The 11,503-nt window shown below is 57.0% G+C and carries 10 protein-coding genes; all 10 read right to left on the bottom strand.

The genetic code is table 11. The features are described 5' to 3' along the window. Positions 1-43 precede the first annotated feature (43 nt). Positions 44-1,318, bottom strand: coding sequence for a DNA-processing protein DprA (gene dprA, locus B5F17_RS00585; RefSeq protein ID WP_087369820.1), 1,275 nt, complete (start codon positions 1,316-1,318; stop codon positions 44-46). Between the two features lie 3 nt (positions 1,319-1,321). After that, positions 1,322-2,113 (bottom strand): TrmH family RNA methyltransferase, encoded by a 792-nt coding sequence (locus tag B5F17_RS00580; protein WP_087369818.1) that lies wholly within the window; start codon positions 2,111-2,113, stop codon positions 1,322-1,324. A gap of 95 nt (positions 2,114-2,208) precedes the next feature. Beyond that, complete coding sequence (gene lysS / locus B5F17_RS00575) at positions 2,209-4,167, bottom strand: lysine--tRNA ligase (RefSeq protein ID WP_087369816.1); 1,959 nt, start codon at positions 4,165-4,167, stop codon at positions 2,209-2,211. 24 nt (positions 4,168-4,191) lie between these two features. Continuing rightward, a complete protein-coding gene (greA, locus tag B5F17_RS00570; RefSeq protein WP_087369814.1) occupies positions 4,192-4,665 on the bottom strand; it encodes a transcription elongation factor GreA in 474 nt (157 codons plus the stop codon). A 174-nt stretch (positions 4,666-4,839) separates the two neighbouring features. Then, positions 4,840-6,030 carry a S41 family peptidase gene (locus B5F17_RS00565; RefSeq protein WP_087369812.1) on the bottom strand — a complete coding sequence of 397 codons (1,191 nt, stop codon included), beginning with the start codon at positions 6,028-6,030 and terminating at the stop codon, positions 4,840-4,842. A 96-nt stretch (positions 6,031-6,126) separates the two neighbouring features. Continuing rightward, positions 6,127-7,392, bottom strand: coding sequence for a murein hydrolase activator EnvC family protein (locus B5F17_RS00560; RefSeq protein WP_087369810.1), 1,266 nt, complete (start codon positions 7,390-7,392; stop codon positions 6,127-6,129). Positions 7,393-7,417: 25 nt separating this feature from the next. Continuing rightward, the gene (locus tag B5F17_RS00555; RefSeq protein ID WP_087369807.1) at positions 7,418-8,608 is read right to left on the bottom strand and encodes a murein hydrolase activator EnvC family protein; all 1,191 of its coding nucleotides are present in this window, start codon (positions 8,606-8,608) and stop codon (positions 7,418-7,420) included. 12 nt (positions 8,609-8,620) lie between these two features. After that, positions 8,621-9,511: a permease-like cell division protein FtsX gene (gene ftsX, locus B5F17_RS00550; RefSeq protein WP_087369805.1), complete on the bottom strand. Its 891-nt coding sequence runs from the start codon at positions 9,509-9,511 to the stop codon at positions 8,621-8,623. Further along, positions 9,498-10,187, bottom strand: a complete 690-nt coding sequence (gene ftsE, locus B5F17_RS00545) for a cell division ATP-binding protein FtsE (RefSeq protein ID WP_016148313.1) — start codon at positions 10,185-10,187, stop codon at positions 9,498-9,500. The genes ftsX and ftsE overlap by 14 nt, the downstream gene beginning before the upstream one ends. A gap of 109 nt (positions 10,188-10,296) precedes the next feature. Continuing rightward, the gene (locus B5F17_RS00540) at positions 10,297-11,388 is read right to left on the bottom strand and encodes a PucR family transcriptional regulator (protein WP_016148314.1); all 1,092 of its coding nucleotides are present in this window, start codon (positions 11,386-11,388) and stop codon (positions 10,297-10,299) included. Positions 11,389-11,503: the final 115 nt, after the last annotated feature.

The following is an 11,503-nucleotide window of genomic DNA, read 5'->3' as shown; positions in this document are numbered from 1 at the left end:
TGTGTTTCTATCGGAAACGGGGCAAAAATGCCCTCGAAAGTGTTCAAAAGTTAAGGTTTTCGCACAGACTGCACCGTCCGCCCTTGTGCTGGGCGATGCCGTCCAGCTCGAGCAGCACCAATGCGGCCGCGACCTCGGAAGCTGGCAGGCCGGTGGCCTCGCTGACCGCGTCGACCGTGTCCGCGCCCGCTGCGATCGCCTCGGCAACCGCACGTTCGCTGCCGCTCAGTCCCTCGGGGATGCGCGGCCGAGCGGTTTTCGGCGGCTCGGGTTCCGGTACAATCGGTAAATCGGGAATTTTCAGTGGTTCTAACGGCGCAGGTTCGGGTTGTTTGCGTCGCTGAATGACCTGATAAGGGCGCACCGGCGTATCGTCCCACATGCTGTCCTTGTGATCGTCCCGCAAAAATACCGTGCGCACAACGCCTGCATTGGGCTTTTGGCGCAGCATGGGCGCAAGCGCGTCCACAATATCCATCGGGCCGGTCACCAGACGGGCGCACTCGTCGCGAATCAGGCGATTACAGCCCGCCGAACCGGGTACATCGAGCGGTCCGGGCACAGCAAAGACCTCCCTGCCCTGCTCAAAAGCCTGTCGGGCAGAGATGAGCGCACCCGAGTGCAGCGGTGCCTCGACGATCAGCGTCGCCGCGGCCAGTCCACTCATGATGCGGTTGCGGATGGGAAAGCGAAAGCCTTCATTCGGTGTACCGGGTGGGTTCTCACTGATGACCGCACCGGCCAGCATGATATCGCCCATCAGGTACTTATTTTCGGGTGGATAGCACAGGTCAACACCGCCGGCCAGCACGGCAACCGTCGTGCCGTCGGCTTTCAGACAGCCGCGATGGGCTGCGGTGTCGATACCGCGTGCCATGCCCGAAATCACGGTAAATCCGGCCTTGGCCAGCGCCGCGCCGAAGCGCTCTGCCATGCGCAGACCGTAAGCCGAACACGACCGCGTCCCGACGATGGTCACGCCCGGTGCGCGGTCAAAATCGGGCAGTGTTCCCCGGACGTACAGCACAGCCGGCGGATCGGCGATCTCGCGCAGGCGGTCGGGGTAAGCACTGTCCTCTATGGTGATGATTTGAATTTTCTTTTGCTCGCAGACGCGCAGAATGTCCTCTGCGCGGGAGAGATCCTTGTCACACAGCGCATTGATCTGACGGGGTTTGAGTCCGGTCTGCATGAGCTGCTCGCGTGTCGCACCGTACAAAAATTCCGGTGTGCCGAACGAGGTGGTCAGCTTGCGGATGGTCTCGGCGCCCAGATCGTCCCGGGTGGTCAGCCACAGCCAGTATACGCGCTTTGACATGGTTTATCCTCCTTTTTTAGTCATCTCCCAGATCAGAATGGCCGCGGCAACACCCGCATTGAGCGATTCGGCGCGTCCAGCCATGGGAATGATGAGCTTGTGATCACACAGGTCGAGTGCGGCCTGTGTCACGCCGTTGCCCTCGTTGCCGATGATGACCGCCGAGCGTTCGGGCAGTCCTTCGGGCGGCAGCGGGACGCTGTCGGGCTCGAGCGCTGCGGCATAGACCGGGACGCCATGCTGCTGCAAAGCATCGATGGCCTCGGCAAGCGGCATCTGACAGACCGGCTGCCGGAAGGCCGCGCCCATGGTCGCACGGACGACCTTGGGTGCGGTCGGGTCGGTGCAGCCCTCGCACAGGATGACCAGATCGAGCGCGAATGCGTCGGCGGTGCGCAGGATGGTGCCCAGATTGCCCGGGTCTTGCAGACCGTCGAGCAGGACAGCGCGGCGCACAGACGAGAAATCGACCGTCTGACGCACCGGTCTCTCGCACGAGAACAGCACACCCTGCGGGGTCTCGACATCGGTTGCCAGGTCAAACAGCGCTTTCTCTGCCGTCAGGAGCGACGCGCCCTGCGCCGCTGCACGCGCCAGCAGTGCATCATCGCACGCCGTACCTGCACGCACGAGCACCGCACCCACCCGGATGTCCGAGTCCAGCGCTTCGCCCAGCATTTTTTCGCCCTCGCAGACCATCTCACCGGTCTTGAGGCGATATTTCTTTTCTCGCGCCAGCCGTGCGAGGTGTTTGAGCGTCGCATTCTGGCGGCTTGTGATCGCAGTAAACTCCATGTAACCTCTTGAATGAAAACAATATGCCGAAAGCCTGCGGGTTGATGCACAACACGCAGGCTTACTATCGGTTCTCAGTACTTGCCGCAGGGCGGTTAATACAGCTTAGCGCCTGCCGGAATGCGGTCGTCTACCATCAGCAGGTTGAGTCCCTCGTGTCCGTCCTCCTCGTGGACGGCCGAGATCAGCATACCGCACGAATCAATACCCATCATCTTGCGCGGCGGCAGGTTTACGATCGCGATGGCGGTCTTGCCGATCAGCGCTTCGGGTTCATAATACTCATGGATGCCGCTCAGGATGACACGGTCGGTACCGGTACCGTCATCCAGAACGAACTTGAGCAGCTTCTTGCTCTTGGGCACGGCCTCACAGTGCTTGATCTTGACCGCACGGAAGTCCGACTTGGAGAAGGTGTCGAAGTCGACCTCGGTCTCAAACAGCGGCTCGATCTTGACCTTGGAGAAGTCGGGCTTAGCAACTTCTGCCGATGCCTCGGTGGCAGCAGCAGCCGGTGCAGCCGGCTTTTCAGCCTCTGCCGAGCGCTCGCCAGCCAGCGGCTTCATGGTGGGGAACAGCAGTACGTCACGAATGGAAGCCGAGTCGGTCAGGAACATAACCAGACGGTCGATGCCCATGCCCATACCACCCGTGGGCGGCATGCCGTACTCGAGTGCGGTGACAAAATCGGTATCCATCATATTTGCCTCATCGTCGCCAGCCTCGCGCAGAGCAACCTGACGCTCAAAGCGCTGACGCTGATCGATGGGGTCGTTGAGTTCGGAGAATGCGTTGCACAGCTCACGGCCGTAAACAAAGCACTCAAAACGCTCGGTCAGGCGCGGGTCAGATGCCTTGCGCTTGGCCAGCGGCGAAATCTCAACCGGGTAATCGGTGATAAAGGTCGGCTGAATGAGGTTCTCCTCAACATACTCGTCGTAGCACTGTGCCAGCAGGTCGCCCCAGCTGTCCTTGTTCTTCTCGATCTCCAGACCGCGTGCCTTGACAGCTTCGAGTGCCTCTTCCGGGCTCATTGCCATGAAGTCCAGACCGGAATACTCCTTGACTGCGTCTGCCATGGTCATGCGCTTCCAGCCCTTGGAGAAGTCCAGCTCGGTACCCTGGTAGGTGACCTTGGTGGTGCCCAGAACCTTCTCGCAGACATGTACGACCATATCCTCGGTGATGTCCATCATGCCCTGATAGTCGGTGTATGCCTGATACAGCTCGATGGTGGTGAACTCCGGGTTGTGGCGGGTGTCCATGCCCTCGTTGCGGAAGATACGGCCGATCTCGTAGACCTGCTCGAGGCCGCCGACGATCAGACGCTTGAGGTGCAGCTCGGTTGCAATACGCATGTACATGTCGATGTCCAGCGCATTGTGATGGGTGATGAACGGACGTGCTGCCGCACCGCCCGGGATGGTGTTGAGGCAGGGAGTCTCAACTTCCATGAAGCCGCGGCCATCCATAAAGCGGCGGATCTCACGCACGATTGCCGAGCGCTTCTCGAAGGTGTCACGTACCTCGGGGTTGATGATAAGGTCAACGTAACGCTGACGGTAGCGCATATCGGTGTCCTTCAGACCGTGCCACTTCTCGGGCAGCGGAATGAGGTTCTTGGACAGCAGGGTCAGCTCGGTCACCTTGACCGAGATCTCACCCTTCTGGGTGCGGAATACCTCGCCGGCGATACCGATGAGGTCACCGATGTCCATCTTCTTAAAGCCCTTGTAAACGTCCTCGCCCAGTGCGTCACGGGTGACATACAGCTGGAGACGGCCATAGCGGTCGGACAGGTCTGCAAAGGATGCCTTGCCCATGATGCGCTTGGACATCATACGGCCAGCCAGACGGACGGTCTGACCCTCCATCTCTTCAAAGCGGTCCTTGATATCGGTGGTGAAATTGGTGCGGTCAAAGCGTACCTGCTCAAAGGGGTCTGCACCAGCTTCCTGAAGCTCGCGCAGCTTATCGCGGCGGATGCGCAGCAGTTCGTTGAGCTCTGCCTGCGTCGGCTCGGCTGCCGGCGCGTTCTTCTGTTCGTTTGCCATGTTCGATCTTTCCCCTTTTCTGTCTTACTTGATGATTTCGATGACCTTATACTGGATGGTGCCGGCCGGTGCCTCGACCTCAACGATCTGACCAACCTTCTTACCCAGTACAGCCTTGCCGAACGGAGACTCGTCCGAAATCTTGCCGTCCATCGGGTCAGCTTCCTGCGAGCCGACAAAGTGGTACTCCTCCACCTCGCCGAACTCTACGTCCTCTACCTTGAAACGGCAGCCGGGGGAAACCTCGTCCTGACCGTACATATCGTCGGTGATGACAACAGCGTGTGCAATGATATTCTCGACCTCAGCGATACGGGAATAGAGCTTGCCCTGCTCGTTCTTTGCCTCATCGTACTCAGAGTTCTCGGACAGGTCACCAAACGAGCGTGCTTCCTTGATCTGCTCGGCGACCTCCTTCTCACGGACGGTTTTGAGATATTCCAGTTCTTCCTTGAGCTTATCCAAGCTTTCCTGCGTCAGTTTAAATTCCTTCGCCATGTGACAAATCCCTCTCTATGATAAATTTTTGGGTATTAAACCTATGGAAACCATTACACCTTATTATATGGACTCACAATCACGATGTCAAGCGAGCCGGGATGAAGTTTCCGAACTTTTTGCATTTTTACCAGTTTACACGCGACGTTTTTGCCCGTACTTTTACGCCTTTCGCTAAGATAGCGCATTTCGTGCAGCGATGAGCTGATCGTCGTCTTCCGGGGCGAGGAAATAGAAATCCTGCGCCTTTTCTGCTGGCAGATCGACCGAAATATCGGGCGTGACACCGGTACCGATCAGGCTTTTGCCCTGCGGGGTAAAGTATTCGTTGTCCGACAGGCGTAGCGCCGAGCCGTCCGACAGCGGATAGGTGCGCTGGGAATAGCCCTTGCCGATGGTCTGCTCGCCAACAACGATGGCCTTGCCGTACTCCTGCAAGGCGGCAGCGAAGAACTCGGCTGCCGAGATCGAGTCGGCGTTGACCAGTACGGCCATGGGCAGATCGAGTGCTTCCGCGTCCGAGGAGTACACCTTTTCCGTGCCGTCCTTGGCGCGCAGGGTCATAATCGTGCCCTCGGGCAGCAGCGGATCGAGCATGTTGGCCAGCACCTCGACCGATCCGCCCGGATCGTTGCGCACGTCAAAGATCAGCTTCTGTGCACCCTGGTCCAGCAGCTCATTCAGCACCTTCTCAAACTGCTCGTCGGCGTGCTGGTGGAAGTTGTAAATGTAGATGTAGCCGGTCGTGTCGTCGAGCATCTTTCCGGTTACCATAGTTGCAGTGACCTCGCGCCGCTCGATGGCCAGAGTCTCGGTCTCGCCGGTGTCCGCGTGCCGGATCATCACCTGTGCGTCGGTGCCCTCATCGCCCGCAATCGCGTCGATGACCGCCTGATAGCCGTCCTTTTCCAGCGTCTTGTCTCCCGCACCGACGATCTCATCGCCGTGCTTGAGTCCGGCCTCCTCTGCGCCCGAACCCTCGTACACTTCGATGATGCGCAGACGGTTTTCCTGCTGATCATACGTCGTGTACACACCGATGCCGAAAGCCTGTCCTTCGAGCGAGGTGGTATAACTCTCGTACTCCTCCTTGGACATGTAGCTGCTCCAGCGGTCGCCCACGCCGGTGACAAAGCCCACACAGGCCATATCGACCGCATCCTGCACGTCGTACTCGCCTACATACAGGTCATCTACCCGCTCGCGAATCTCTCCGAGTTTGCCATAAATGGCGTTATTGGCTTCATAGTCGGGCAATTTGTTCTGATAATAGCGATTCATCACCAGATAGGACGCATTGAACGCGGTCGCCGCGCTCAGCACACACAGCACGACCGCTGTGCCCTTGGAAATGCCTTTGCTCATGCCTTTGCTGTTTCCTTTCGCTTTATTTTGTACAGACAGACAAAACCGGGGATAGAGGATAGCCCCCTTTCCCCGGTTTGTGTGATTGTGCTTAGATTACGGGCTGACGTAGTCGAGCGGATCGACGACAGAACCGTTGCGGTAAACCTCGAAGTGCAGGTGGTTGCCCGTCGAGTTACCGGTCGAGCCGACCGTACCGATCTGCTGACCGGCTGCAACCGTGTCACCAACCGATACCATACGGCGGGTCATGTGCGCATACGCGGTCATCAGACCACCGCCGTGGCTGATTACAACATAGTTGCCGTAGGACGACGACAGGTAGCTCTTGACGACCGTACCCGATGCCGCCGCAATGATCGGATTACCCTTACCCGATGCGATGTCAATGCCCTTATGTCCGCTCTGCCATACACCGGTAATCGGGCTGACACGTCCGCCGAAATACGAGCTGATGTATGTATAGGTCGGACACGGCCAGATCATCGAACCCGAGCCGCCGCTCGAATAGCTTGCACTCGACGAAGAAGACGAGGACGAGCTCGAAGACGAAGACGACGAAGACTGCTTCTTCTTTGCCGCAGCCGCAGCAGCTGCCGCTGCTTCCTGACGGGACAGCTCTGCGATCTCGTCGCTGATCTGTTCCTGCTCAGCTGCCAGCTGATCGCTGACCTTCTGTGCATACGCACTGTCGTTTTCAACCTTGGCCAGCAGCTCGGTCAGTTCGGCCTTATCGTCCTCCAGGCCCTGCTTTTCTTCCTCCAGGGACTGCTTGTACTCCTGCTGCTGCTTGCGGTCGGATTCCAGCGACTTCTCCATCTCCTGAATGCTGTCGCGGATGGCGGTATACTCACCGACAACGCCCTTGTCGTAGTCCATGATCTGGCTGACGATCTCGATGTTGTCCAGCATATCGCCGAAGCTCTCCGAGTTGAGCACGACTTCCATATAGGAAGTATCGCCGTTCTCATACATGACACGAATGCGCGTCTCAAACAGTTCCTGCTTTTCTTCAAGATCCTTTTCGGCCTGCTTGAGGTTTGCCTTGGTCTCCTCGATGGACTCGGTCAGCGCGTCAATCGCCTGCTCGGTCGCATCAATTTCCTGCTCGGTCAGGTTAATCTTGTTGTTGAGTGTTCCAATCTGCCCCGTATAGTTATCCTTCTGCTCTTCATATTCGGCAAGCTTTGCCTCGACCTCTGCCTTCTGGCTCTTGATATCGGCCAGCTTATTGTTCAGTTCGGTCTTGCTCGCAGCCATCGCCATACTCAGCGCACCGAAGATGGTCGAACCGATCATCAGTACAGCCAATACCCCCGCAATGATGGCTGCAATGATGCGGTTTCGTTTTTTGTGGTACATGGGAACTCGCTCTCCTTGCTGAAAATTAGTTGAAGTAGTTCATCGGATTTACAGTCGAACCGCCGACATACACCTCAAAATGCAGGTGCGGGCCGGTTGAGTTGCCGGTCGATCCGACCGTGCCGACCTGCTGGCCGGCTGCGACGCGCTCTCCGACCGAAACCAGACGGCGTGTCATATGCGCATACGCTGTCATCACGCCACCCCCATGACTGATGACAACATAGTTGCCGTAAGAAGAAGAAAAATAGCTCTTGACGACCGTACCCGATGCCGCCGCAATGACCGGATTGCCGCTCGATGCCGAGATATCCAGTCCCTTATGCAGCTTGCGTGTGCCGCTGATCGGATGGGTACGATAGCCGTAAGGCGAGCTGATACGGTTGTACGACGGGCAGGGCCAGGTCATCGAACCGCTGTACACCTTACCGCCGCCTCCGCCGCCGCTCGAAGAAACCGCAGCTGCTTCCTGCCGGGACAGCTCCGCGATCTCGTCGTTGATCTGTTCCTGTTCGCGCAGCATGCGCTCGGCCTCGGCCTTTTTCAGCTCGATGTTACTGTCAACCTTGGCCTTGAGTGCCTTGTACTCCTTTTTCTGCGCTTCGATCTCTTCGTACGCGACCTTGAGATCGTCGGCGTAGTCCTGCTGCTGCTTGCGGTCGGACTCCAGCGAAGCCTTCTGCTGCTCGATGCTGAGCTTCAATGCCTTGTACTCCTCAACGACCTTTTTGTCGTAGTCCATGATCTGGCTGACGATTTCCATGTGGCTGAGCATATCGGAAAAATTCTCCGAGCTGAGCAGCACTTCCATGTAAGTCGTGTCGCCATTCTCGTACATGACACGAATGCGCGTCTCGAACAGCTCCTGCTTGTCGTCCAGCTCCTTGACCGTCTCGTCCAGTTCGACCTGCTTTTCCTCGATGTCCTCGGTCAGCGTGTCTATGATCTTCTGGGTGGTGTTGAGCTGGGCACGGGTGGACTGAATCTGATAGTCCAGCGCCGCAATCTTTTCGCTGTACTTCTCGGCCTCGCCCTCGAGTGCCTTGACCGCTGCATTCGCCTCGGCTCTCGCGCTTTTGAGCTCTGCCAGTCGGTTTTGCAGCTGGCTCTTGCTCGCGGCCTCCGCGGTCGGCATGGAACCCGTTCCGGGCAGCATGCCTGCCATCAGCGCCGCGATGATACCGGCTGCCGTGATTTTTCGGATGGTCTTATTCACTGGCCAGTCCCCTTATACATCCATAAATCTGCGGATGGTCAGAGACGAACCGCCCACGCCGACGATCACGCCTGCACCGGCAAAGATACCCAATACGTAGAACATCAGGCCCTGGAACTCTGCCATGGTGAACTGCGGCAGGTTGTCCAGAATGAAGCCGGACAGCTGCTCGTACAGCGCCCATTCCAGACCGAATGCAATCGCACCGGCCAGCAGGCCAAGCACCAGACCCTCGATGACGAACGGCCAGCGAATGAACCAGTTGGTCGCGCCGACCATCTTCTGAATGGAAATCTCGCGGCGGCGTGCCAACATGGCCAGCTTAACCGTATTCGCGATGATAAAGATCGAGATCAGACCCAGTGCGACAACCAGAGTAACCGAAATTGCCTGGAACATGCGCTGGAGCTGGATGAGGCGTGCGACAACTTCCTCGTTTGCCACGGCATTGCCGATGCCGTCCACGCTCTCGAGCGCTGCCTTGGTCGCTGCGACCTTGGACGGGTCCTTCATGGTGATGTGGAAGGCGTCGCGCAACGGGTTGTTGGAGGAATCAAAGCCGTCGAGCAGGTCGGCATTCTCGCCCAGCTCCTCGCGGTACTCCTCCAAAGCGGTGTCCTTGTCCTCAAACTCCGCCTTTGCGACGTTATCGACCTGTAATATGGTCTTTTCCATATCACGCGCCTCTTCGGTCGTGTACGTATCTTCGATATAAACAACGATCTCACTCTCGTTCTGGAGCTTGACGATGTTTAAGTTAATGTCATAGGAAATGAGTGCGGTCGTGCCGGTGATAATCAGACAGACCACGATCACACTGACTGCTGCAAAGCTCATAAAGCCATGCAGAAAAATATTCCGGAAGCCTTCCTTGAGGAAGTATCCGATACTACTCTTCTTCATACGTGTAATACCCACCTGTCTGGTCGCTGGCGACTTCGCCCTTGTTGATCATAATAACGCGCTTGCCGAACTGGTCAACCAGCTCTTTTGCGTGGGTTACGATGAGGACGGTGGTGCCAAGTTCGTTGATCTTCTCGAAAAGGACCATCAGTTCGAGCGAACGCTCGGGGTCCAGGTTGCCCGTGGGCTCGTCCGCGATGATGACGCGGGGGTTATTGACCAGTGCACGCGCGATTGCGACACGCTGCTGCTCACCACCCGACAGCTCGACCGGACGGCAGTCTTCCTTGCCGATCAGTCCAACCAGCTCGAGCACATAGGGCACGCGGTTTTTGATGGCCTTGCCCGACGCACCGATGGCGCGCATGGCGAAAGCGACGTTTTCATAAACCGTCTTGTTTTCGATCAGACGGAAATCCTGATAGACAACGCCGAGCGTACGGCGCAGATAAGGAATCTCACGCTTTTTGATCTTGCCAATGTTAAAGTTGTTGACGAGGACGCGGCCTTCGACCGGACGTACCTCGGCAGTCAGCATTTTGATGATTGTGGATTTGCCCGAGCCCGACGCGCCGACCAGAAAGACGAACTCGCCTTCCTCGATGCGGAACGTGACTTTGTTGAGCGCGCGGCAGCCATTGTCATACACCATGCTGGCTTCTTTTACGCTAATCACGGTTCAGTTTCCCTCCCTTTCCTGTGTGCAGTCTACCACTTCTGATAGACGTAATCCGCCCGGGATTTGTTCCCAACTCCCAGGCGAAAAACAGATTTTTGTTGAATTTTTAGAAGTTGCCTTCCTCACGGCTGGACAGGTATTTGCGTACCATGAGCGCAACCTTGAACACAATTGCATGGTCGAATTCACGCAGGTCGAGGCCGGTCAGCTTCTTGATCTTTTCCAGACGATAGACCAGCGTATTGCGGTGTACGAACAGCTTACGCGAGGTCTCGGATACGTTCAGGTTGTTCTCGAAGAACTTCTGGATAGTAAACAGCGTCTCCTGGTCGAGCGAGTCGATCGAACCGCGCTTGAATACCTCGGTCAGGAACATTTCGCACAGGGTGGTCGGCAGCTGATAGATCAGACGGCCGATGCCCAGGTTTTCAAAGCTGACGATGGACTTCTCGGTGTCGAATACGCCGCCGACTTCAATGGCGATCTGTGCCTCCTTGAAGGACTTTGCGATGTCCTTCATCTGAGAGGAAATCGAACCGATACCGATGATGCACTTGACGAGCAGCTCGGACGACAGAGCCTCCTCAATCTGCTTTGCCAGCTTGATGAGGTCCTTGGGCTCGCTGCTTGCCTTGACTTCCTTGACCACAACGATGTCGGACTCGCTGATATGCAGGACGAAATCACGCTGCTTGTCCGGGAACAGACCGGAAATCACGTCGATTGCCGCAATGTCCACACGCTCGAGCTGGCGCACCAGGAAGACCACGCGCGGCACATCGTTTCCGAAGTGCAGCTCACGCGACTTGATGTAAATATCACCCGGCAGGATGTTGTCCAGAATGATATTCTTGACAAAGGTTGCCTTGTCGTGCTTTTCGTCGTACAGCGTCTTGATGTTGTTGATCGCGACCGAAGCCAGTGCGCATACCGAGCGCGCAAGCTCATCCTCGCCCTGTACGAATACTGCGTACTCGAAACGGGTCGAACGGTCAGCGACCGAGCGGTAGGTATATCCGCCGAAACGAATCATATCACCCGCGTAGCCCAGTTCGGTCACTGCGTCCTCACGCATCTCACCGATGCGGGGCAGATCGGTACAAGCGATAACCGCACCGGTTGCATCTACGATACCGATTGTGCGATCCACCGTATCCTTCATCTGCAGAATAATCGACTGGAACAATCTGGAAGCCATATCCATCACCTTTCCCTTTTTTGAAGATCAATCTTTTTTCCGCCCGTAACCTGTGTGCTGTATCTGCCGCCGCACGCTTCGGCAACCTATACAACAAAAGATTTCTCATTCTATC

This window comes from Butyricicoccus pullicaecorum, assembly GCF_002160355.1.
Taxonomy (GTDB): Bacteria; Bacillota; Clostridia; order Oscillospirales; family Butyricicoccaceae; genus Butyricicoccus; species Butyricicoccus pullicaecorum.
This window is presented reverse-complemented; position numbering and strand designations above follow the sequence as displayed.